21 protein-coding genes and 3 tRNA genes are annotated in these 20934 nt (G+C 72.8%); 16 read left to right on the forward strand and 8 right to left on the reverse strand.

Going from position 1 to position 20934, the window contains the following annotated elements; genetic code table 11:
* Nucleotides 1-99: 99 nt before the first annotated feature.
* Nucleotides 100-456 (reverse strand): antibiotic biosynthesis monooxygenase family protein, encoded by a 357-nt coding sequence (locus ACFQRF_RS08640; protein WP_379870295.1) that lies wholly within the window; start codon nucleotides 454-456, stop codon nucleotides 100-102.
* Nucleotides 457-1037: 581 nt separating this feature from the next.
* Between ACFQRF_RS08640 and ACFQRF_RS08645 the strand changes: the two genes are divergently transcribed.
* Together ACFQRF_RS08645 and ACFQRF_RS08650 are read left to right on the forward strand one after the other, a co-directional pair.
* On the forward strand, nucleotides 1038-1847 hold the full coding sequence (locus tag ACFQRF_RS08645) for a fumarylacetoacetate hydrolase family protein (protein WP_379870296.1): 810 nt from the start codon (nucleotides 1038-1040) through the stop codon (nucleotides 1845-1847).
* Nucleotides 1848-1947: 100 nt separating this feature from the next.
* Nucleotides 1948-2160 carry a hypothetical protein gene (locus ACFQRF_RS08650; protein WP_379870297.1) on the forward strand — a complete coding sequence of 71 codons (213 nt, stop codon included), beginning with the start codon at nucleotides 1948-1950 and terminating at the stop codon, nucleotides 2158-2160.
* A 132-nt stretch (nucleotides 2161-2292) separates the two neighbouring features.
* Here the strand turns inward: ACFQRF_RS08650 and ACFQRF_RS08655 are convergent, their stop codons facing one another.
* Nucleotides 2293-2709, reverse strand: coding sequence for a hypothetical protein (locus ACFQRF_RS08655; protein WP_379870298.1), 417 nt, complete (start codon nucleotides 2707-2709; stop codon nucleotides 2293-2295).
* A gap of 119 nt (nucleotides 2710-2828) precedes the next feature.
* Between ACFQRF_RS08655 and gltX the strand changes: the two genes are divergently transcribed.
* From gltX to ACFQRF_RS08680, 5 genes are all read left to right on the forward strand, one after another.
* Nucleotides 2829-4262, forward strand: coding sequence for a glutamate--tRNA ligase (gltX, locus tag ACFQRF_RS08660; RefSeq protein WP_379870300.1), 1434 nt, complete (start codon nucleotides 2829-2831; stop codon nucleotides 4260-4262).
* 127 nt (nucleotides 4263-4389) lie between these two features.
* Nucleotides 4390-4461 (forward strand) — tRNA-Gln (locus ACFQRF_RS08665).
* Between the two features lie 66 nt (nucleotides 4462-4527).
* Nucleotides 4528-4600: transfer RNA gene (locus ACFQRF_RS08670), tRNA-Glu, on the forward strand.
* A gap of 124 nt (nucleotides 4601-4724) precedes the next feature.
* Nucleotides 4725-4800: transfer RNA gene (locus ACFQRF_RS08675), tRNA-Glu, on the forward strand.
* A gap of 186 nt (nucleotides 4801-4986) precedes the next feature.
* A complete protein-coding gene (locus ACFQRF_RS08680; protein ID WP_379870301.1) occupies nucleotides 4987-6090 on the forward strand; it encodes a PQQ-dependent sugar dehydrogenase in 1104 nt (367 codons plus the stop codon).
* A gap of 19 nt (nucleotides 6091-6109) precedes the next feature.
* Here the strand turns inward: ACFQRF_RS08680 and ACFQRF_RS08685 are convergent, their stop codons facing one another.
* Nucleotides 6110-6796, reverse strand: a complete 687-nt coding sequence (locus ACFQRF_RS08685) for an IclR family transcriptional regulator (protein WP_379870437.1) — start codon at nucleotides 6794-6796, stop codon at nucleotides 6110-6112.
* Between the two features lie 197 nt (nucleotides 6797-6993).
* On the opposite strand from ACFQRF_RS08685, the gene leuC reads away from it, so the two are divergent.
* The 4 genes from leuC (at nucleotide 6994) to ACFQRF_RS08700 (ending at nucleotide 9621) form a co-directional block, all read left to right on the forward strand.
* Nucleotides 6994-8391 (forward strand): 3-isopropylmalate dehydratase large subunit, encoded by a 1398-nt coding sequence (gene leuC / locus ACFQRF_RS08690; protein WP_379870303.1) that lies wholly within the window; start codon nucleotides 6994-6996, stop codon nucleotides 8389-8391.
* 43 nt (nucleotides 8392-8434) lie between these two features.
* Nucleotides 8435-9031 carry a 3-isopropylmalate dehydratase small subunit gene (leuD, locus tag ACFQRF_RS08695; protein ID WP_379870305.1) on the forward strand — a complete coding sequence of 199 codons (597 nt, stop codon included), beginning with the start codon at nucleotides 8435-8437 and terminating at the stop codon, nucleotides 9029-9031.
* Complete coding sequence (locus ACFQRF_RS27730) at nucleotides 9010-9258, forward strand: SCO5555 family protein (RefSeq protein WP_465262331.1); 249 nt, start codon at nucleotides 9010-9012, stop codon at nucleotides 9256-9258. The genes leuD and ACFQRF_RS27730 overlap by 22 nt, the downstream gene beginning before the upstream one ends.
* 78 nt (nucleotides 9259-9336) lie before the next feature.
* The gene (locus tag ACFQRF_RS08700) at nucleotides 9337-9621 is read left to right on the forward strand and encodes an HU family DNA-binding protein (protein ID WP_379870306.1); all 285 of its coding nucleotides are present in this window, start codon (nucleotides 9337-9339) and stop codon (nucleotides 9619-9621) included.
* A gap of 63 nt (nucleotides 9622-9684) precedes the next feature.
* Here ACFQRF_RS08700 and cofC read toward each other — a convergent pair whose 3' ends face one another.
* Entirely contained in the window at nucleotides 9685-10332 is a 648-nt protein-coding gene (cofC, locus tag ACFQRF_RS08705) for a 2-phospho-L-lactate guanylyltransferase (protein ID WP_379870308.1), read from the reverse strand.
* A gap of 219 nt (nucleotides 10333-10551) precedes the next feature.
* Between cofC and ACFQRF_RS08710 the strand changes: the two genes are divergently transcribed.
* The 5 genes from ACFQRF_RS08710 (at nucleotide 10552) to ACFQRF_RS08730 (ending at nucleotide 15566) form a co-directional block, all read left to right on the forward strand.
* A complete protein-coding gene (locus ACFQRF_RS08710) occupies nucleotides 10552-11346 on the forward strand; it encodes a lysophospholipid acyltransferase family protein (RefSeq protein ID WP_379870309.1) in 795 nt (264 codons plus the stop codon).
* A gap of 44 nt (nucleotides 11347-11390) precedes the next feature.
* On the forward strand, nucleotides 11391-12401 hold the full coding sequence (locus ACFQRF_RS08715) for an NAD(P)H-dependent glycerol-3-phosphate dehydrogenase (RefSeq protein ID WP_379870311.1): 1011 nt from the start codon (nucleotides 11391-11393) through the stop codon (nucleotides 12399-12401).
* A 98-nt stretch (nucleotides 12402-12499) separates the two neighbouring features.
* Complete coding sequence (locus ACFQRF_RS08720; RefSeq protein WP_379870313.1) at nucleotides 12500-13708, forward strand: trans-sulfuration enzyme family protein; 1209 nt, start codon at nucleotides 12500-12502, stop codon at nucleotides 13706-13708.
* A 79-nt stretch (nucleotides 13709-13787) separates the two neighbouring features.
* Complete coding sequence (locus tag ACFQRF_RS08725) at nucleotides 13788-14915, forward strand: D-alanine--D-alanine ligase family protein (RefSeq protein WP_379870314.1); 1128 nt, start codon at nucleotides 13788-13790, stop codon at nucleotides 14913-14915.
* Nucleotides 14916-15080: 165 nt separating this feature from the next.
* Entirely contained in the window at nucleotides 15081-15566 is a 486-nt protein-coding gene (locus ACFQRF_RS08730; RefSeq protein WP_379870316.1) for a hypothetical protein, read from the forward strand.
* On the opposite strand, the gene ACFQRF_RS08735 is transcribed toward ACFQRF_RS08730, so the two are convergent.
* From ACFQRF_RS08735 to cydD, 4 genes are all read right to left on the reverse strand, one after another.
* A complete protein-coding gene (locus tag ACFQRF_RS08735) occupies nucleotides 15553-16365 on the reverse strand; it encodes an EI24 domain-containing protein (RefSeq protein WP_379870318.1) in 813 nt (270 codons plus the stop codon). The two genes, ACFQRF_RS08730 and ACFQRF_RS08735, sit on opposite strands and share 14 nt — an antisense overlap.
* 242 nt (nucleotides 16366-16607) lie before the next feature.
* Nucleotides 16608-18305, reverse strand: coding sequence for a thiol reductant ABC exporter subunit CydC (cydC, locus tag ACFQRF_RS08740; RefSeq protein WP_379870438.1), 1698 nt, complete (start codon nucleotides 18303-18305; stop codon nucleotides 16608-16610).
* Nucleotides 18306-18403: 98 nt separating this feature from the next.
* Complete coding sequence (locus tag ACFQRF_RS08745; protein WP_379870320.1) at nucleotides 18404-18763, reverse strand: hypothetical protein; 360 nt, start codon at nucleotides 18761-18763, stop codon at nucleotides 18404-18406.
* 305 nt (nucleotides 18764-19068) lie between these two features.
* Nucleotides 19069-20907 carry a thiol reductant ABC exporter subunit CydD gene (gene cydD, locus ACFQRF_RS08750; protein ID WP_379870322.1) on the reverse strand — a complete coding sequence of 613 codons (1839 nt, stop codon included), beginning with the start codon at nucleotides 20905-20907 and terminating at the stop codon, nucleotides 19069-19071.
* Between the last annotated feature and the right edge of the window lie 27 nt (nucleotides 20908-20934).

The raw sequence follows: 20934 nt of genomic DNA on the forward strand, positions 1-20934 counted from the left end.
GCGATGGCGGGCCGTCAACGACGGACGGCCGGCCTCTGGGACGGAACTCCCCGAGGCCGGCCGCCCGGCCGGTCCGCGTCGGCTACGCGACGCACACGGTCATTTCGCCGTCACGTGCTCCACCACTTCGAAACCCCACAGCTCGGAACCGGTCGCCGCCGGGCCGCCGTGTCCATGCCCGTGCCCGTGCCCCTGCTCGGACCGGCCGGCCTCCTCGGCGGCCTGGGCGTGGCCCCGGCTGAACGCCTGGCTCTTCAGCCAGTTCTGGAACGACTCCTCGTCCGCCCACCGGGTGTACACCAGGTACTTGTCAGTGCCTTCGACCGGCCGGAGCAGCTGGAACTCCTCGAAGCCGGGCTGGTTCTCCACCAGGCCGGCCCGGTTGGCGAACCGCTCCTCCAGAGTGGCGCGGGCCTCCTCAGGTACGGTCAGGACGTTGAACTTGACGATGCTCATGGCGCCATTGTCGTTCACGCCTCTCGTGGGCCGCCGCTGGGCACGGCCTCGGCCGCGTCGCATGCCGTCGCCGTGCTGGCGACCGCCTTTCTCCTCGCGGGAATGCCGGCCCCGGCTCAGGCATCGGCCGCCGCGGCGCCGTGCGCCCACGGGGATTTCCGTGTCCGGGAGAACGATGGATGCACCGGCAGGGTGAGCGTCGCTCCCGCCGATATGCCGCCGGGGACCTGTTACACCGCGACAGGCTGGCCCACTCGGTCATTCGCCGACCATGGCACCGAAGAAGGCCATCTGTTCTCCGGGCGGAACCGTGTCGGGGATTCCCGCCCGGTGATGCGAGGTAATGAGGACAGGAGTGTCGGATTCGCCGCGTGGAGTTTCCTGAGCGAAGGCGTCTCCTGCCGTGCCGGGGAGGAAGGTACTCCAGCGCCCGGCTAGGCACGGCCGGCCTCGGTCCCGCGCCTCCCACGAGCGCGGCATGCCACCGCCATCCGGCGCGTTCCCGGGCGGCACACAGGTAACACGCCCACCTCGCTAACCTCGGGGGTGCACATCCGCGTGGACCAAGAGGTAGGACAGCCGTGCGCATCGCGAGATTTTCGGTCGAGGACGAGGTCGCCTACGGGCTCGTCGACACCGACGACACCGGCCAGCAGTTCGTGTCCCGGCTCACCGGGCACCCGCTGCTGGGCACCATCAAGCTCACCGGCGAGCCCATCCGGCTGGAGGACGTGCGGCTGCTCTCCCCGGTGCTGCCGAGCAAGGTCGTGTGCATCGGGAAGAACTACGCCGAGCACGTCGCGGAGATGAAGGACGTCACCGGCGGCGGCAGCGACGCGGTCCCAGAGGAGCCGGTGGTGTTCCTCAAGCCGTCCACCTCGGTCTCCGGCCCCAACGACCCGATCTTCTACCCGCGGCTGTCGGAGCGGGTGGACTTCGAGGGCGAACTGGCGATCGTCATCGGCCGCATCGCCCGCGAGGTCCCGCGCGAACGGGCCGCGGAGGTGGTGTTCGGCTACACGGTGGCCAACGACATCACGGCGCGGGATCTGCAGAAACGGGACAAGCAGTGGACGCGCGGCAAGGGCTTCGACTCGTTCTGCCCCATCGGCCCGTGGATCGAGACCGGTCTGTCCCTGGCGGAGGCCGCCGACCTGCGGATCACCACGCGCGTCGACGGTGAACTGCGCCAGGACGACCGCACCTCCAGCCTGATCCACGACATCCCGGCGCTGATCTCCTACGTCAGCGAGTTCATGACGCTGCTCCCCGGGGACGTCCTCCTCACCGGCACCCCCGCCGGAGTCGGCCCCCTGGAGGTCGGCCAGCAGGTGAAGGTCGAGGTCGAGAGGATCGGCGAACTGACCAACCGGGTCGTGACGCGGGACTGAACCGGCCGCCGACGGTGCCGGGTGCCGGGCGGCGTTCCTCCCTGGACGCTCGCCCGGCGCCTGTGGAACGCTGGCCGTCATCTGGGGAGGGGTGTTCCGCATGCCGAACACGTACGAGTGCTGCGCACTGACCGACTGCCCGTGGTGCGCCCGGGACGACCTGGCCTGCCACTACTGCGGTGGAACGGGACAGTGGCGGCCCGAGAAGCCCGTCCGCGACGCGTCCGGCCTGATCGCATGGACCCGCGTCGCGGAAGACTGCCGGATGTGCACCGGAACGGGCAAGAAGCACCTGCACATCGCGGCCGGGTGAGGGGCCGCCGGCGGGCTTCGAAAGAGCGGCGGACGGGGCCAGCGGTCCGCTCAGCCGCTCCGGCCGTATCTCTCGCAGGTCATGGTGGCGCCGGGGTCGAAGTGGTCGCGTGCGCACCGGCACTCCAGGTCCTCAGGCTCGACCGCGAGTGAAGGGACACGGGATGTCCTCCCACGCGTTGGGTGAGCAGCACACCGCCGCCACGAAGGCGCGCTCATCGTCACGAAGGTGATAGCTCCACGAGATGTCACGTCCGTCCGCCAGATGCCGGGCGGCCGCCGCGCGGCGTGCCGCCTTCGGCTTCCAGAACGGGTGCGGGTCGGCGAGGGCGTCCGCGAAGGTGCCGTACCGCTCGGCCATCCAGTGCACGGCCTCCGAAGCGTCCGACCATGTTCCGGCGATGACCCCTTCCGGCCTGCGAAGCCACCAGCACGTCTTGATCGGCGGGATGTCGGACGACGCGAACCCCTCACCCCTGACATGGCCGTCGACCTCCTCCCGAATCCGCCGGGCCTCGGAGCCGCGCCAGAAGTAACCGTGGTAGTGCATGCCCCCACGGTCCCACAGCTCGATCTCGCTCGGTGGGCGGTTGACGGTCTCCCCGCACCCCGGCGCCGCTGGACTGCGGCGACGGCCGGTCCCGGCCGGACGGCCAGTAGGCTTTGGGCGTGGCTGACAATCCCATTCGCACCCGATTCGCGCCGTCGCCGACCGGCATGTTCCACGTCGGCGGCGCGCGCTCCGCGCTGTTCAACTGGGCTCTCGCGCGCCAGGACCCCCAGGGCCGGCTCGTGCTGCGCATCGAGGACACCGATGCGGCGCGCAACCGGCCCGAATGGACCGAGGGGATCATCCGGGCGTTGGCGTGGCTGGGGATCAGCGAGGCCGACCCGCACTTCGAGGGCCCGTACTTTCAGTCGGCCTACGCCGGCAAGCACCGCGAGACGGCCGAGCGGCTGTTCAAGGACGGCCGGGCGTACTACTGCGACTGCACCCGCGAGCAGGTCCAGGAGCGGCGCGGCAACCCGCACCTGGGCTATGACGGGTTCTGCCGGGATCGCGGCCTGGGGCCCGGCGCCGGGCGGGCGCTGCGGTTCCGGATCCCGGAGGGGGGTCCGGTCGTGGTCACGGACCAGGTCCGGGGCCAGGTGGAGTTCGAACGGGGCGCCATCGAGGACTTCGTGATCGCGCGTGGCGACGGATCGCCGCTGTTCGTGCTCGCCAACGTGGTCGACGACGTGGAGATGGCCATCACCCACGTGGTGCGCGGCGAGGAGCACCTTTCCAACACCCCCAAGCAGCAGCTGCTGTGGGAGGCGCTGGGGCACACCCCGCCGGTGTGGGCGCACCTGCCGGTGATCGTGAACGAGAAGCGGCAGAAGCTGTCCAAGCGGCGGGACAAGGTGGCGCTGGAGTCCTACCAGGACGAGGGCTACCTGCCCGAGGCCATGGTCAACTACCTGATGCTGCTGGGCTGGTCGCCCGGTGAGGACCGGGAGATCATGCCGTGGGCGGAGATGGAGCCGCTGTTCCGCGTCTCCGACGTCAACAGCTCCAGCGCCTTCTTCGATGAGAAGAAGCTGCGCGCGTTCAACGGCGAGTACATCCGTGCGCTCTCGGCCGAGGAGTTCGCCGAGCGCTGCCGGCCGTGGCTCGCTCCGGACGCCGCGCCGTGGCCGGCGGAGAACTTCGACCCGCAGGTGTTCGCGGCGGTGGCCCCGCTGGCACAGAGCCGGGTGGCGGTGCTGAGCGAGATCGTGCCGAACGTGGACTTCCTGTTCCTGGACCGGCCGGTGGAGGACGCGCAGAGCTGGTCCAAGGCCATGAAGCCCGGAGTGGGCCGGGAGATGCTCACCGCGGCGCTGGAGAGGTTCGCCGATCCCGAACTGACGTGGGAGGCGGCGGCGCTGAAGACCGCGCTGGAGGAGGTGGCCGCCGCGCAGGGGCTGAAGCTCGGCAAGGCGCAGGCCCCGGTGCGGGTCGCGGTGACCGGACGCACGGTCGGCCTCCCGCTGTTCGAGTCCCTGGAACTGCTCGGGCGGGACCGCGTGCGGGACCGGCTGAGCGATGCCCTGGCGAAGCTGGACGCCACCGAGGAGTGACCGGCGGGCGGGGCGGCCAGACGCGCCCGGCCGTCCCGTTTTCCCGTTCGCGAGCACTCTGGATGTCCGCTAAAGTGGTCGTGCGCCGAGGGGAGCAAGCCCAGCAGGGAAGGCCCTCCAAGAGCACTGGGGTATGGTGTAATCGGCAGCACGACTGATTCTGGTTCAGTTAGTCTAGGTTCGAGTCCTGGTACCCCAGCTGGTGTAGTCCCACTCGGGACCGCACCGGAGCCGGTCATCGGCTCACCCGCATTACGCGGTCCAGGCCCCCGTCGTCTAGCGGCCTAGGACGCCGCCCTCTCAAGGCGGTAACGGCGGTTCAAATCCGCTCGGGGGTACGCGACAGGGAGATGCTCCCACTCCGGTGGGAGCTTTTTTCTGGCGCGGGGCCGGTCCCGGACCGGCCCTGACAGGGACGAAACACCCTCGGTTTCCGATAAGGTGAGTCCCACGGCAGTACGGGCCCCCGTCGTCTAGCGGCCCAGGACGCCGCCCTCTCAAGGCGGTAACGGCGGTTCAAATCCGCTCGGGGGTACCACCACGAGGCTCGCATTGGTAGATGCGGGCCTCGTTGCTTTTCCAGGCGATGGCGTGCGGTCGCTTCTCGTGTCGATCTTGAAGCGCCGGCCGCCCGGGCACAGAGGCGGCCGAACTGGGACAGACGCGTGTGAAACCGTTTTCCGGTGGGCATGGCGATACCCACCACCGAGTTCTGGGAGAGCGGATGCGGCACCCCAAATGGCTCGGCGCGCTCCTCGGCGTCGTGCTCACGGTCGGCGTGGGATGCGCGGCCGCGCCACCTCCGGAGCAGGTGCCGAGCCCGACGGACGGCGGCGCGAACACCGCCGTGGCGCCGTCCGCGCCGGAGGACGTCGCCACCGGCCTTGAGGTGCCCTGGGCGGTCGACTTCCTCCCTGACGGGAGCGCGCTGGCCACCGAGCGCGACTCCGCGCGGATCGTGCGCATCCAGCCGGACGGCACGACTCAGCAGATCGGCGTCGTCCCCGGAGTGGCGCCGCAGGGCGAGGGCGGGCTGCTGGGGCTCGCGGTGTCGCCCGACTTCGAGAGCGACCGGCTGGTGTACGTCTACTTCACCTCCGACTCGGACAACCGCATCGTCCGCATGACCTACGATCCCGCGGCCGGGCTGGGCACGCCCGAACCAGTGCTGGAGGGGATCCCCAGCGCCGGCATCCACAACGGCGGCCGGATCGCCTTCGGGCCCGATGGCATGCTGTACGCGGGCACCGGCGACGCCAACGAGCGCCAGCTCTCCCAGGACATCGACTCCGTTGCGGGCAAGATCCTGCGGATGACGCCCGAGGGAGAGGTGCCGGACGACAACCCGTTCGGCAACCTGGTGTACAGCTACGGACACCGCAACGTCCAGGGCCTGGCCTGGGACGGCGACACGCTGCTGGCCACCGAGTTCGGGCAGAACACCTACGACGAGGTCAACGTGATCCGGCCGGGCGGCAACTACGGCTGGCCGGAGGTCGAGGGCGTCGGCGGCCAGGACGGCTTCGTGGATCCGGTCGTCACCTGGACCACCGCCGAGGCGTCGCCGAGCGGTGCGGCGGTGGCCGACGGATCGCTGTGGGTGGCGGCGCTGCGCGGCCAGCGCCTGTGGCGGGTGCCGCTGACCGGCGACCCGGCCCGCCCGGTGGGTGAACCGGAGTCGCTGTTCACCGGCGAGTTCGGTCGGCTGCGCGATGTCGTCGCCGCGCCCGGTGGCGGCGGGATCTGGCTGACCACCAGCAACCGTGACGGCCGCGGCACGCCGGCCGACGGCGACGACCGCGTCCTGCGGGTCGGGCTCGGGGAGTGAGGCCGCGCCGCCGCCCCGGCTAGCCCTGTCCCTCGTGGTTGTGCAGTGACTCGCTGATCCGCTCCGCGGCGGCGATGACGGCCTGGGCGTGCAGCCGGCCGGGGGAGCGGGTCAGCCGCTCGATGGGGCCGGAGACCGACACCGCCGCGATCACCCGGCCGCCCGGCCCGGCGATCGGCGCCGACACCGACGCGACGCCCTGTTCGCGTTCCCCGACGCTCTGCGCCCAGCGCCGCCGACGCACCTGGGCGAGCGTGGCCGAGGTGAAGTGCGCGCCGCGCAGCGCCCGGCGGATGCGTTCGGAGTCCTCCCAGGCCAGGAGCACCTGCGCGGCCGAGCCGGCGTTCATCGGCAGTTCGCTGCCCACCGGGACGGTGTCGCGCAGCCCGCTGGCACGCTCGGCCGCCGCGACGCAGACGCGCACGTCGCCCTGTCGGCGGTAGAGCTGGGCGCTCTCCTGGGTGAGGTCGCGCAGCTGCACCAGCACCGGGTTGGCGATGGCGAGCAGGCGGTCCTCCCCGGTCGCGACGGACAGCTCGCCCAGGCGGGGTCCCAGCACGAAACGGCCCTGGCTGTCCCGGGCCACCATGCGGTGCCGTTCCAGGGCCACCGCGAGCCGGTGCGCCGTGGGACGCGCGAGACCGGTGATCTGCACGAGCTGGGCGAGCGACGCCGGGCCCGACTCCAGCGCGTCCAGCACCGACATCGTCTTGTCCAGCACACCAACGCCGCTGGATGGGCTAGAGTTGTCCATGGCTTGATATTGCCGTCTCGCTATTTGGAATGCAAGTCGGCTCGGCCCGCACGGGCCGGCCTGCACGCGGCGGACCTTCGGCGGCCGTCTTCGCGGTCGCGCAGTGGCGAGAAGCTCCGAGAAACGTCGAGACGCGAGGAGGCGTCCACATGGCTCGCACGATGGCCGAGAAGGTGTGGGAGGAGCACGTCGTCCGGCGTGCCGAGGGCGAACCCGACCTGCTCTACATCGACCTGCACCTCGTGCACGAGGTCACCAGCCCGCAGGCGTTCGAGGGGCTGCGGCTGGCCGACCGTCCCGTGCGCCGCCCGGACCTCACCATCGCGACCGAGGACCACAACGTCCCCACCGAGAACATCCTGCTCCCCATCGCCGACCCGGTCTCGCGCACCCAGATCGAGACGCTGCGCAAGAACGCCTCGGACTTCGGGATCCGCCTGCACCCCATGGGCGACATCGAGCAGGGCATCGTGCACGTCGTCGGCCCGCAGCTCGGCCTGACCCAGCCGGGCATGACCGTCGTGTGCGGCGACAGTCACACCAGCACGCACGGCGCGTTCGGGGCGCTCGCGTTCGGCATCGGCACCAGCCAGGTCGAGCACGTCCTGGCCACGCAGACGCTGCCGATGACCCCGTTCCGCACGATGGCGGTCACCGTGAACGGCACGCTTCCGCCCGGTGTGACCTCCAAGGACATCATCCTCGCCGTCATCGCCAAGATCGGCACCGGCGGCGGCCAGGGGTACGTGATCGAGTACCGGGGGGAGGCCATCCGGCAGCTGTCCATGGAGGCCCGGATGACCATCTGCAACATGTCGATCGAGGCCGGGGCCCGGGCCGGGATGATCGCGCCGGACGAGACCACCTTCGAATACATCAAGGGCCGTCCGCACGCGCCCACCGGGGCCGACTGGGACGCGGCGGTCGAGCACTGGAAGAGCCTGCGCACCGACGACGACGCGGTCTTCGACGCCGAGGTGGTGCTGGACGCGGCCGAGCTGAGCCCGTTCGTCACCTGGGGCACCAACCCCGGCCAGGGGCTCCCGCTGGACGCCGCCGTGCCGGACCCGGCCGACTTCGCCGACCCCACCGAGCGCGCCGCCGCGGAGAAGGCGCTCGCCTACATGGACCTGACCCCCGGCGTTCCGCTGCGCGACGTCCGCGTGGACACCGTCTTCCTGGGTTCGTGCACCAACGGCCGCATCGAGGACCTGCGGTCCGCCGCCGAGGTGATCCGGGGCCGCCGGGTCGCCGACGGGGTGCGGATGCTCGTGGTGCCCGGTTCCATGCGGGTCAAGCAGCAGGCCGCGGCCGAGGGGCTGGACGAGGTGTTCCGGGCGGCCGGAGCCGAATGGCGAGAGGCGGGCTGCTCGATGTGCCTCGGCATGAACCCCGACCAGCTCAAGCCGGGTGAGCGCAGCGCCTCCACCTCCAACCGCAACTTCGAGGGCCGCCAGGGCAAGGGCGGGCGCACCCACCTGGTGTCGCCGCTGGTCGCCGCCGCGACCGCGGTGCGCGGCACCCTGTCCTCGCCCGCCGACCTGTAGCCCACCGCTCACCTCAGGCAACGTAGCGAACGTAGGAACGCCCATGGAGAAGTTCACCGTCCACACCGGCCGCGCCGTTCCGCTGCGCCGCAGCAACGTGGACACCGACCAGATCATCCCCGCCGTCTACCTGAAGCGGGTGGCCCGCACCGGCTTCGAGGACGGCCTGTTCGCCGCCTGGCGAGCCGACCCCGACTTCGTGCTCAACAAGCCCGAGTACGCGAGCGGCAGCGTGCTGATCGCCGGCCCCGACTTCGGCACCGGATCCTCCCGCGAGCACGCGGTGTGGGCTCTGCAGGACTACGGCTTCAAGGCGGTGCTGGCTCCGCGCTTCGCCGACATCTTCCGCGGCAACTCGCTCAAGGGCGGGCTGCTCACCGTGCTGCTGCCGCAGGAGGTCATCGAGCGGCTGTGGGACCTCGTGGAGGCCGATCCCTCGACCGAGGTCACCGTGGACCTGGTGGCCCGCGAGGTGCGCGTCCCGGGCGACCAGGGGCTCACCGTGCCGTTCGAACTGGACGACTACACGCGCTGGCGGCTGATGGAGGGGCTGGACGACATCGCCCTGACCCTGCGGCACACCGACGAGATCGCCGACTACGAAACCCGCCGTAAGACGTGGCTCCCGGTGACGCAATAGGGGCGGATCCGCCGCAGCAGCCGGAATTTTACCTGGATTTGGCAGAGCGGCTGCGGGAGGCGCATCGCCGTGCCGAGACACTTCCGGATAGTGTCCGGATTCCGGTAATCCGTAGGCTTTTGGTGGTCACGGAGGGGGTCAAACGGGACCCCCTCCGAGCCTCCGAGCGGCTGGATCGGCTGCTCCAGGAGCTCCCTCCGAGGCCCGGCAGGCCCTCGACACGCTGATTTCTCAGGCGTTTGTATTTGTATCGAGGGCCTGACGTCCCCTAATTTCGTGCGAGCAAGGGGGAACCGGAGGAACCAATGAACAAGCGTGACCTGATCGACGCGATCTCCGACCGGTTGGGGGACAAGAAGACCGCCACCGAAGCCGTTAACGCTGTGTTGGAGACCGTGCAGCGCACCGTCGCCAAGGGCGAGAAGGTGGCCATCACCGGGTTCGGGGTCTTCGAGAAGTCCGAGCGTGCCGCCCGGACCGCCCGCAACCCGGCCACCGGGGCCACCATCGACGTTCCGGCGAGCTTCGTCCCGAAGTTCCGTCCCGGAGCCGACTTCAAGGCCCTGGTGAACGACCAGAAGAAGAAGTAGCGTCACCGCGCCCGCTGCCCGGGCCGCCCATCGGGGGCCCGGGCAGCGGTGCGTCCGCAGTCCTCAGAACGACAGCCGGCCCAGCAGCTTCGCGGTATGCGGGCCGACCCCGAGACGGGCCGCCTCCCGCAGGTCCGCGAGCGTGTCGACGTCGCGCCGGGCGCCCGGCACGTCGGCGAGGTCGATCTCCACGGCACCGGCGGCGCGGTGCCGCAGCCGGGAGCTGCCCTCGAACCCCGGGCGGAACGCGGCACCGGGCGAGGCCGCGTACAGCGTGGTGCCCACCCCGGGCGTGTCCGCGAGGAAGGCGGTCGCGTGCCGTGCGGCGGCGGCCAGCACCCGGTCCAGCTCCGCCGCACGCAGCGCCGGCAGATCCGCCGACATCGCGCACACCCCGGCGTCGGGACGCCGCCGCACGGCCGAGCGCGCGCCGTGCCGCAGCGCCGGGTTCAGCCCCGCGTCGGGTTCGTCGGCGACCGGGTGCGCCCCCAGGTCCGCGAGCGCCCCGGCGGCGAGCGGATCGCCGGTGACCACGATCACCTCGGCCACCCGGGGACACTCCACCGCCGCCATCACCGTGTCCGACGCGATCGCCAGGGCCAGCTCCGCCCGGTGCCGGCCCAGCGGCGCCGCGAGCCGGGACTTGGCGGCGGCGAGGCGTTTCACCGGGATCACCAGGGACCACCGCTGGTCGTCCACGACTCCGGTCACCGGCCTCTCCGCTCGAACGCCGACCGCCCGGACCCGGCGTCCCGGCGGCACCGCCGCTCCTCCCGCGCACCCGGTGGCTCCTGGAGTTCCGGGAGCGCCTCCGGTCCGGCGGGACTGCCTAGACTGGAGCGGCCGCGCGCGGTCGGGTATTCCCGGATGACTATGCTGGCACGTCGGCCGTACCGCGCCGCCCCGCCAGCGCCATGCCAAGGAGCCGCCATGAAACGCCGGGAATCCCCGTGGGTGAAGGCGATCGCCATCGCCGTCGTCCGCCCGATCATCGCGGCGGTCACCCGGCGGGAGTGGCGCGGCCAGCACCACATTCCGCGCGAGGGCGGTGTGATCCTCGCCGCGAACCATCTCTCGATGGCCGACCCGCTCACGGTGGCGCACTACGTCTACGTCGCCGGCCGCCGCTGGCCCACCTTCACGGCGAAGGAGGGCGTCTTCCGGATCCCCGTCGTGGGCGCCGTGGCCCGCAAGACCGGGCAGATCCCGGTGTTCCGCGGCAGCGCCGACGCCGTGAAGGCACTGCGCGAGGCCGAGAAGGCGCTCACCGAGCACGAGGCCGCCGTCATCTTCTACCCCGAGGGCACCTGCACCCGCGACCCCGACCTGTGGCCCATGGCCGCCAAGACCGGGGTCGCGCGGCTCGCGCTGACCACCGGTGTGCCGGTGGTCCCCATCGCCCACTGGGGCGAGCAGCACCTGCTGCCCTACGGCACCGCCAAGGTGCGCCCCTTCCCACCCAAGCGGGTCAAGATGGCCGCCGGGCCGCCGGTGGACCTCGCCAAGTACCGCGGCCGGCCGATGACCGCGTCGACGCTGCGCGCGGCCACCGCGGACATCATGGCCGCCATCACCGGCCTGCAGGCCGATCTCCGCGGCGAGCAGCCGCCCACCGAGATCTACGACCCCAAGCTGGCCCGCCGCGCCCGGCTGGAGTCGGCGGGGGAGACCGGCCCGGAGCAGGCCGGAAACGAGCAGACCGGCGACGACGCGGCGCGCGCGTGACCGAGGCGGAACCGCGCGGCAGGGAAGGCGACAGAAGGGAACAGATGACGAAGGTCGCGGTGCTGGGCAGCGGCTCGTGGGGGACCGCGTTCGCCAACGTGGTCGCCGACGCCGGGCAGGCCGAAGTGGTCCTGTGGGCGCGCCGGGCGGAGGTCGCCGAGGCGATCGACCGGGAGCAGAGCAACCCCCAGTACTTCCCCGGGGTCCGGCTGAATCCCGCACTGTCGGCCACCACCGACGCCGCGGCCGCGGTCGATGGCGCGGACTTCGTCGTCATCGCCGTGCCCTCGCAGACGCTGCGCGGCAACCTCACCGTGTGGCGGCCGCACATCCCGCGCGATGCGGTCATCGTCAGCCTGATGAAGGGCATCGAACTCGGCACGTCGCGGCGGATGAGCGAGGTCATCACCGAGACGCTGGATCTCCCGGCCGCCCAGGTGGCGGTCGTCTCGGGCCCCAACCTGGCCCGCGAGATCGCCGAGCGCCAGCCCGCGACCGCGGTCATCGCCGCGGCGCACGAGGCCACGGCGGTGCGGCTGCAGGAGATCTGCCGGGCGCCCTACTTCCGCCCCTACACCAACACCGACATGATCGGCGTGGAGCTCGGCGGCGCGGTGAAGAACGTCATCGCGCTGGCCGTCGGCGTGGCGGTCGGCATGGGCTTCGGCGACAACGCCAAGGCATCGCTCATCACCCGCGGCCTGGCCGAGACGGTCCGGCTGGCCGTGTCGCTCGGCGCCGACGAGCACACCCTCGCCGGGCTGGCCGGAATGGGCGACCTGGTGGCGACGTGCAGCTCACCGCTGTCGCGCAACCGCACCTTCGGCGAACGCCTCGGGGCCGGACGGACGGTGCAGGAGGTCATCGCCGAGACCCGCCAGACGGCCGAGGGGGTCAAGTCCTCCGAGTCGGTCCTCGCCCTCGCACGTGCGCACGGCGTGGACATGCCCATCACGGAGGCCGTCGTCGGCATGATGCACGGCGACCTGCCGCCCGCCGAGGCACTGCTGCGCTTCATGTCCCGCAGCGCCAAACCGGAGCGGTACGGCGTGTGACCTGCCCCCCTCGCCTGGACCGTGCGGCCGGTGCGTACCGTGTAAGGCGGCCGGCCGAGGGCGGTCGGCATCAACAGGGAGACGGGGGAGCGGCGAGCATGGCCGAACGTCCGGGAGAGAACACGCGCGCCGTCCGGCTGCCGGCGCCGGACGCGCCGGTGGGGCGGCCGGTGCGGCCCCCCGTGCACCGCAGCACCACCTACGCGTTCGGCACGTCGCGGGAGTACGCCGAGGTCCTCGCCGGAGAGCGGCCGGGCTACTCCTACGCGCGGATCGACAACCCCACCACCGAGGCGTTCGCCCACGCCGTCGCCGCGCTGGAGGGGGACGGGCTCGACCACGACGTGCACGGGCAGGCGTTCGCCTCGGGGATGGCGGCGATCAGCACGACGCTGCTCGCCCTCACCCGGGCCGGCGCGCACGTCGTCGCCGCACAGTCGATCTACGGCACCAGCCACGCGCTGCTCGACGGCCTGCTCCGCCGCTTCGGGGTGACCACCGACTTCGTCGACATCACCGACCTCGCCGCCGTCCGTGCCGCGCTGCGCCCCGAGACCACCCTCGTCTTCACCGAGACGCTGTCCAACCCCACCATGACCGTGAGCGACCTGCCGGCGCTGGCCGAGCTCACCCGGGCGGCCGGCGTCTTCCTGGTCGTGGACTCCACCTTCGCCTCACCGGCGGTCTGCCGCCCGCTGGAGCACGGTGCCGATGTCGTGCTGCACTCGGCCACCAAGTACCTCGGCGGGCACAGCGACGCCACCGGAGGCGTCGTCGTCGCCCGGGACGGGGTCATCGACGCGATCAGGTCGGCGCGGGTGGACCTCGGCCCGTGCCTGGCCCCCGACGAGGCGTTCCTGCTGCACCGCGGCCTGGAGACTTTGCCGCTGCGCGTGGCCCGGCAGTGCGCGACCGCCGCAGAGTTCGCCACCGCCGTCGCGCGGCACCCGGCCGTGGAACGGGTGGACTACCCCGGCCTGCCGGACCACCCGGGGCACGCGCCGGCCCGCCGGCTGTTCGACGCCGGCCGGTTCGGCGCCGTCGTCACCGTGACACCGCGCGGCGGGCGGGACGCCGGAATGGCCTTCGCCGACCGGCTGCGGGTCGCCAGCATCGCCGCCTCGCTGGGCGGGACGCACACGCTCGCCGGCCACGTCGGCTCGACCACGCACCGGCAGATGCCGGACGAGGCCCTGCGGGCGGCCGGCATCGGCCCGGCCGCGGTGCGCTTCTCGATCGGCGTGGAGGACCCCGCGGACCTGATCGCCGACGCACTGGGCGCGCTCGACGGGATCAACGCACCGTGATCGGAATTTCCGGCCGGGAAGGCGACAACGGCAGTTCCCGGTTCCGGATCCGGCCGACCGCGATATAGGCTCCTAAACCATGGCCGAGCAGCGCAGAATACGGGTCGCCGTGGTCTTCGGCGGACGGAGTTCCGAGCACGAGATCTCCTGTGTCACCGCGGGCAGCGTGCTGTCCGCGATGGACACGGAGCGTTACGAGATCGTCCCCGTCGGGATCACCCGCGACGGCGACTGGGTGCTGGCCTCGGCCGAACCGGACCGGCTCGCCATCACCGACGGCCGGCTCCCCGAGGTGACCGACGAAGGGGCGCCCGGGGCGTCTCTCGCGCTGCCCTTCACCAGCGATCCCGGCCTCCTCATGGTGCGCCCCGAGCAGGTGCCCCAGACCATCGGGCAGGTCGACGTCGTCCTGCCGCTGCTGCACGGCCCGTTCGGCGAGGACGGCACCATCCAGGGCCTCCTGGAGATGATGGGCGCCCGGTACGCGGGCGCGGGTGTGTTCGCCAGCGCCGCCTCCATGGACAAGGTCTTCATGAAGGTGCTGTTCGCCGGCCATGGGCTGAAGGTCGGACCGTACGTGGCGGTCACCGACCGCGGGTGGCGGCGGGAACGCAAGCGGATCCTCGACGACATCGCCGAACTGGGCGGGGTGGTCTTCGTCAAGCCCGCCCGCGCCGGCTCCAGCATCGGCATCAGCAAGGTCACCGACGCCGCCGACGCCGATGCGGTGACGGCGGCGATCGAGGCGGCCCGCGAGCACGACCCCAAGGTGATCGTGGAGGCGGGCATCGCCGGCCGGGAGATCGAGTGCGGCGTCCTGGAGTCCCTGGACGGCGGAGCGCCGGACGTCTCCGTCCCGGCGGAGATCCACGTAGCCGACGAGTTCGATTTCTATGACTTCGAGGCCAAGTACCTGTCCTCCAGCAGCACGCTGACCATCCCGGCCGACCTCTCCACCGACGTCGCGGAGCGGATCCGCGGCCTGGCGGCCGAGGCGTTCGACGCCGTGGGGTGCGAGGGATTGGCCCGGGTGGACTTCTTCTACGGCGACGACGGCGAGGTCTACGTCAACGAGATCAACACGCTGCCCGGATTCACCCCGCAGTCGGCCTTCCCGCAGATGTGGGCGGCCAGCGGACTGGACTATCCGGCGCTGGTCGACCGGCTGATCCAGACGGGGTTGCGACGGTCGCCAGGATTGCGGTGAGCGGTCCGGCCCGGCCGCTTCCGGTCCGCCTTCTCCGCGAAGGCGGACCATTGGCCTCTTGCGGCGGCATGGCCGCGTTCAGTCGAGGGTAGAAACCGTCCGCGACGAGGTGATCGCCGTGCGGCTTCGTCGTCCCGGACACGCGCGGCCCCTGAACGAGGCGCCATGATCAGGATTCCCCGCCCCCCGATGACCGCCGCCACCCTGATCGCCACGGTCGTCCTGCTCGGCGGCTGCGGCGCCGCCGATACCCCGGAAGACGGGCAGGACGCGGAGTCGAGCGCGCCGAGCACGTCGGCCAACGGCGCGGCCGGTACGTCCACCGCCTCCGCCGCTCCACAGGACCTACCGCAGGCGGCCGACGGCACCGATCTGGCCGCCTGTTCCGACGCCGACTGCGAGGTCCAGGTCGCGGAGGGCGATGAATTCCCGTTGGACGGCGGTTACGGCCTGGACCGGATGGTGTTCGACACCGTTGACGAGGAGACGGTCGCCTTCAGCGGGTACGGTCCCGGCAGCCAGGTCAGCGGCAGCGTGCCGGCCCCTTCGGCGGACACCGCGGACACCGCGCTCTTCGTCATGAACGGTATCGAGGTCACGGTGGTCGCCGTGGACGGCGAGCACGCGATCGTCCGGCTCACTCCCCCATAGGCGGGCGGGGTGCACCGTCCACCAGGGGCGGCGTCGGCTGTCCGGGCGCGCCGGCCAGCAACTGCCGGGCCAGGATCGTGCCGCCCGCCGTGGCCGCCGGAAAGACGATGACCGCGACGAACGGGATCGCCAGCAGCAGGTAGGCCGGGACCGAGAAGCCCAGCGAGCGCAGCCGGTACCGGCCCATGTGGGCCCGGCGGTCCGCCAGGCGGTGCATGCCGCGGCGGTCGAAGGCGGAACCGACCAGTTCGATGCACAGCATCCAGCCGCCGAACAGCGCCGCGATCACCGGAATCACGGTCTGCCCGGCCACCGGGATGAACCCGGCGGCGAACAGCAGGATGCCGACCGCCGCCGAGATCAGCATCAGGGCGAGCGACTGCCGGAGGGCGCGCAGCATCGATCGGGCGAGCGGCTCGTCCGTGGCGGGTGGCGCGTGCCCCAGCTCCTCTTCGACGTCCTCGGCGATCTTGTCGTACAGCGGGAAGCCGAAGGCCAGCGTGAAGCCGGTGAAGCCCACCACCATGACGAGCACCATGCCGGCGACGAGGGCGATCCCGAAGGCCACCCGGAGCGTGGTGCGCCAGACCTCGTCCCAGCCGTCGGCGAACGGGGTCATCCAGGCGACGAGTTCGGGGGCGTTCGCGATCAGCAGCACCAGGGCGATCACGAACAGCACGGAGGTGATGAGCGGCGGAATGGCGCCGAGCAGGAACAGCTTGGGCCGGCGCAGGATGAGGCCGAACCCCTGCAACAGCGCGCCGACGCCGGTGAGAACTTCGCGTACGGGATTGGTCACGACGCGACTTTATCGCCGCTTTGGGGGCTTCTGGCGTGTCGGCGCCGCCGATCGCGGCGGTCGGGCGGTCCGTCCCTCTGCTTGCCTGCCGACGTCGATATCAGTTGAGGTATGACAGCGCGAGGCGTTCCACTTCCGCCGCATCCGAACCGGTCCCGGAGCGTAGCCGGGCGGGCGTGCCGACGCGGCTTCGCGGTGGCCGGCCTCGGCGGGCGGGTCCCGCCGGATGTGCGGCCGTCGCGTCACCGCGCCGCGGTGTGCGCCCTCCGGTACCAGCCGTCGCGTGCCAGCAGGTCGGTGTGGCTGCCGTGCTCGATCACCCGGCCATCGGCGATCACGTAGATCTCGTCCACCCGGTCCAGCCCGGCGAGGTCGTGCGTGATGAGCAGGGTCGAGCGTCCACGCGTGGCGGCGAGCAGGTCGGCGACCACGGCGTCTCTGGTGTCCGGGTCGAGGTGGGCGGTGGGTTCGTCCAGCACCAGGAGCCGGGGGTCCGCCAGCAGGGCGCGCGTCAGGGCCAGCCGCTGGCGCATGCCGCCGCTGAGCCGGGCGCCGTGCGAGCCGACCTCGGTGTCCAGGCCCTCGGGCATCGCCTCGACGTCGGACGCGAGCCGGGCGCGGCGCAGTGCCTCCCACAGTTCGTCGTCGTGCGCGCCGGGGCGGGCCAGGCGCAGGTTCTCCCGCAGGGTGCTCGCGAAGACGTGCGGGTCCTGGGGCACCCCGGAAATCGCGGCCCGGGCTTCGTCGACCGGATAGCCGGTGAGGTCGGCGCCGCCGAGCAGCACCGTGCCCTCGTCGGGGTCACGGAACCGGAAGAGCACCGCGGCCAGCGTGCTCTTGCCCGCGCCGCTGGGGCCGAGCACCGCGACGGTCCGGCCCGCCGGCACGTCCAGGTCGATCCCGTCCAGGGCCCATTCCTCGTCGGCGGCGTAACGCACCCGCAGGCCGCGAACCCGCAGGTCCACCGCGCCGGCCGGCAGCTCGCGGCCGTGTTCGGGCTCCTCGACCGCCGGTGGCGTGTCCAGGACGTCGAACAGCCGCTCGCCGCCGGCGCGCACCGCTCCCAGCCGGGCGGCCACGGCCGGGAGCGGCGCGACGATCTCGAACGCCGCCAGCGAGGTGAGCACCAGCACCGCGAGCGAGATCGCGTCGAGGGAGCCGCCGGCCACCGCGGCCACGCCGAGCAGCAGCGCGCCCCACACCGTCAGGCCGGTGACCAAGGCGGTCGCGCCCGCGCCGAACCCGAGGAGGCCCGCGTCTCGGCGGGCGACCCGGGTCAGTTCGGCGTCCGCCCGCTGCACTCGCGTCACCGCCCGGTCCATGGCGCCGTAGGCGATCAGGTCCGGAGCGCCGTACAGGGCGTCGACGAGCGCGGTGGACAGTTCCCCGCGGGCCGCCGCCTGGCGACGTCCCGGGCCGCGGCCCAGGAGGGCGGCGGCCAGCGGCACCGCGAGGCCGGCCAGCAGCAGCCCCGTGGCGAGCAGCAGCCCGCCGGGTGCGAACAGCGCCGTGCACACGGCGACCGTTGCGCCGCCCGTGACGATCGCGACCAGGGGCGGGGTGAGGCCCCGCACCAGGAGGTCCTGGGCGGCGTCGGTGTCGCTGACCAGCCGGCTGACCAGGTCGCCGGAGCGGAACCGGCGGACCGGCTCGGTGGCGGCGAGCCGCTGGTAGACGCGTACCCGCACGTCGGTGAGGGTGCGGAACGCCGCGTCGTGCGTGACCAGCCGCTCCAGGTAGCGGGTGACCCCGCGCGTGACGCCGAGCGCCCGGGTGGCGACCACCGCGACGCTGAGCGCGGTGATCGGCGGATGCTGGGCGGCCGTGGCGAGCAGCCAGCCCGCGACCCCGAGCAGCGCGACCCCGGCACCGGCGGCCGCGGCGCCGAACAGCACTCCCAGCGCGAACCGGGCGCCGCGCGGCCGGGCCAGCGCGATCATCCGCACCAGCGGCTCCCGGATGCCCGGGGCCGGGGGTGCGGCGTCGGCGGCTCGCGCGGCTACGGACTCCGCCGTGGTCGTTCCGTCGGTGCGCGTCGTCATGACAGGCCCTCCGCCCGGGCGTCCGGGAGGTCCGCCGGCCGTTCGCGGGGCGTGATCCGGCCGAATGCGAACCGCATGGCCGTATCGACCGCGTCGGCTCCTCCGTGCCCGGGCACGATGACGATCGTGGTGTGACCGGCGAGCAGGCGAGCGACCGCGGCGGCGTCCGGGACGGCGGACCATCGCTCACCGGTGGTGATCCGGTCCGTGGCGGGTGCGGTCGCGTCGCCGGAGGTGGCCACGAGCGCGTCCTTGCGCGCCTGAGGGCCCCGGAGCCGCCGTGCGGTGGCAGCGGCCCTGGACGAGGGGGCGGCGACGGCCCCGGTCGCGGCCGTCCGGTGGGTGCTCGTGGTCATGAGCGCGTCCTCCTTCGCCCGTCCGGGATCTCCGCCGGACGGCCGATGGTGATCCCTGTGGTCGCGTCGGGGGTGGCGGACCGTCTCCGACGCGTGCGACGCCGGGCACGGTCCGTCCGGTGAGCAGCCGGGTGGCCGCGGTGTGCACCGCCGTGGCGGCCACGATTCGGGGATGCGCGGGGCGGCGAACCGCGCCGTGACCGTCCGGCCCGAACACGTCGTCACAGGGGCGGCTCCGCCGGGGTGCCTGGCGTCCTTGCCCGCTGGCCGTGCTCCGATCGCGGCCGTCCGGCCGGTACGGGCGGTCATGACGGCACCTCCGCCCGGGAGCCCGGGGTCTCCACCGGTCGGTCGCCGCCGGCGATCCGCCCGGCCGAGATCCGTACGGTCGCGTCCACGACGTCGGACCAACCCCGGTCGTGCGCGACGACGAGCGCGGTCCGCCCGGCGAGCAGCCGGGTGACCGCCGTGCGCACCGCCGCCGCGTTGTCGGGATCGAGGTGCGCGGTCGGCTCGTCCAGGAGCACGATGGGCGCGTCGCGGAGGAACGCCCGGGCCAGCGCGACGCGCTGCCGTTGCCCGGCGGACAGGCGCGCGCCGCGTTCGCCGATCCGGGTCGCGTACCCCTGCGGCAGCGCGCGAACGAACGCGTCGGCCTCGGCGAGCTCGGCGGCGCGCCGTACCGCGGCGAGGTCGGCGTCGGGGGCGCCGAGCCTGATGTTGTCGGCGACGGTGGCGTCGAAAAGGTAGGGGTGCTGGGGAACCCAGGCGATCCGGCTCCGCCACTCGTCGGCGTCCAGCCGGTCCAGTGGGATGCCGGGGTCCCCCGGCCGGTCGGGGTCGGCCACGAGGATGGTGCCGGAGGTGGGCGCGGCGAACCGGAGCAGCAGAGCCAGCAGCGAACTCTTGCCCGCGCCGCTCGGGCCGGTCACCAGGACCCGCCGCCCCGGCGGCACGGTGAGGGAGACCCGGTCCAGCGCGTCCGTGGCGCGGCCGGGATAGCGCAGCGACACCGTGTCCAAGCGCAGCGACGGCGCGCGGTCCGGGGAGCCGGGCACCGGTGGCGCGGCGGCCTGCGTGGCCGGGCGGGCGGCCGGGCCGCCGCGGTCCAGTTCGGCGAACACCTGCTCGGCCGCCGCGACCCCCTCCATGCTGGCGTGGAAACGGGCGCCGACCTCGCGCAGCGGCAGGTACGCCTCCGGTGCCAGGATCAGCACCAGCAGCGCGGTCTCGTACCCGAGCTGGCCGTACATCAGGCGCAGCCCGACCTCGACGGCCACCAGCGCCACCGCGATCGTGGCGAGCAGTTCCAGCACCAGCGCGGAGAGGAACGCCACCCGCAGGGTGCCCATGGTGGCCTGCCGGTGCTCCTCGGTCACCCGGCGGATGATCCCGGCCTGCGCCTTGGCGCGCCGGAACACGGCCAGGGTCGGCAGCCCCTCGACCACGTCGAGGAAGTGGCCGCCGAGGCGGTGCAGCAGCCGCCACTGGCGCCGGGTGCGCGCCTGGGTGTGCCAGCCGACGAGAGCCATGAAGACCGGGATCAGTGGCAGCGTGACCGCGATGACGATGGCGGAGATCCAGTCGGCGCCGGCCACGACGACGAGAACGGCCAGGGGGACGAGCACCGCCAGCACCAGCTGCGGAAGATACCGGGCGAAGTAGTCATCCAGCGCGTCCAGGCCACGTGTGGCGAGCGTGACCAGTTCACCGGCGCGGGGGGTGCCCGTCCCGTCGGGGCCGGCCCGCCCTGACAACCAGACCGGCCCCGAGCCGTCGCCCCCGGGCGTGCCGCCGGGGGAGCGGCGCGGCCGCGTGCCGTCGCCGCCGGAATCGCGGCCGGTCACGTGGGCGACCAGCCGGGTCCGCAGTTCGGATTTGGCGCGCGCCGCCGACCGCAGGGCGGCGGCCTCCGCGCCGTAGGAGAGCAGCGCGCGGGCAACGGCGACCGCCGCCACGCCCGTGATCGCCGCGGACAACTCGGCCACCCCGGCCCCGGCGGTGGCGCCGGCGATGGTGTGCGCCAGCAGGCCGGCCTGGGCGAGCACCAGTCCGGTCGCCGCCGCTCCGCAGAGCACGGTGACCGCCAGGTGCACCCGGACCGCGCGGGCGGTGCGCACCAGCCTCGGGTCGAGGGGCTTCATCGGCTGCTGACCTCCTGTCCGGTGGGT

It is taken from the genome of Marinactinospora rubrisoli (assembly GCF_042664915.1).
In the GTDB taxonomy this organism is placed as follows: Bacteria; Actinomycetota; Actinomycetes; order Streptosporangiales; family Streptosporangiaceae; genus Marinitenerispora; species Marinitenerispora rubrisoli.

Coding starts and splice junctions, on each gene's coding strand:
- ACFQRF_RS08640 (WP_379870295.1), bottom strand. CDS start 456: ATGAGCATCGTCAAGTTCAACGTCCTGACCGTACCTGAGGAGGCCCGC.
- ACFQRF_RS08650 (WP_379870297.1), top strand. CDS start 1,948: ATGCCGAACACGTACGAGTGCTGCGCACTGACCGACTGCCCGTGGTGC.
- ACFQRF_RS08655 (WP_379870298.1), bottom strand. CDS start 2,709: ATGCACTACCACGGTTACTTCTGGCGCGGCTCCGAGGCCCGGCGGATT.
- ACFQRF_RS08680 (WP_379870301.1), top strand. CDS start 4,987: ATGCGGCACCCCAAATGGCTCGGCGCGCTCCTCGGCGTCGTGCTCACG.
- ACFQRF_RS08685 (WP_379870437.1), bottom strand. CDS start 6,796: ATGTCGGTGCTGGACGCGCTGGAGTCGGGCCCGGCGTCGCTCGCCCAG.
- leuC (WP_379870303.1), top strand. CDS start 6,994: ATGGCTCGCACGATGGCCGAGAAGGTGTGGGAGGAGCACGTCGTCCGG.
- leuD (WP_379870305.1), top strand. CDS start 8,435: ATGGAGAAGTTCACCGTCCACACCGGCCGCGCCGTTCCGCTGCGCCGC.
- ACFQRF_RS08700 (WP_379870306.1), top strand. CDS start 9,337: ATGAACAAGCGTGACCTGATCGACGCGATCTCCGACCGGTTGGGGGAC.
- ACFQRF_RS08710 (WP_379870309.1), top strand. CDS start 10,552: ATGAAACGCCGGGAATCCCCGTGGGTGAAGGCGATCGCCATCGCCGTC.
- ACFQRF_RS08715 (WP_379870311.1), top strand. CDS start 11,391: ATGACGAAGGTCGCGGTGCTGGGCAGCGGCTCGTGGGGGACCGCGTTC.
- ACFQRF_RS08720 (WP_379870313.1), top strand. CDS start 12,500: ATGGCCGAACGTCCGGGAGAGAACACGCGCGCCGTCCGGCTGCCGGCG.
- ACFQRF_RS08725 (WP_379870314.1), top strand. CDS start 13,788: ATGGCCGAGCAGCGCAGAATACGGGTCGCCGTGGTCTTCGGCGGACGG.
- ACFQRF_RS08730 (WP_379870316.1), top strand. CDS start 15,081: ATGATCAGGATTCCCCGCCCCCCGATGACCGCCGCCACCCTGATCGCC.
- cydC (WP_379870438.1), bottom strand. CDS start 18,305: ATGATCGCGCTGGCCCGGCCGCGCGGCGCCCGGTTCGCGCTGGGAGTG.
- ACFQRF_RS08745 (WP_379870320.1), bottom strand. CDS start 18,763: ATGACCACGAGCACCCACCGGACGGCCGCGACCGGGGCCGTCGCCGCC.
- cydD (WP_379870322.1), bottom strand. CDS start 20,907: ATGAAGCCCCTCGACCCGAGGCTGGTGCGCACCGCCCGCGCGGTCCGG.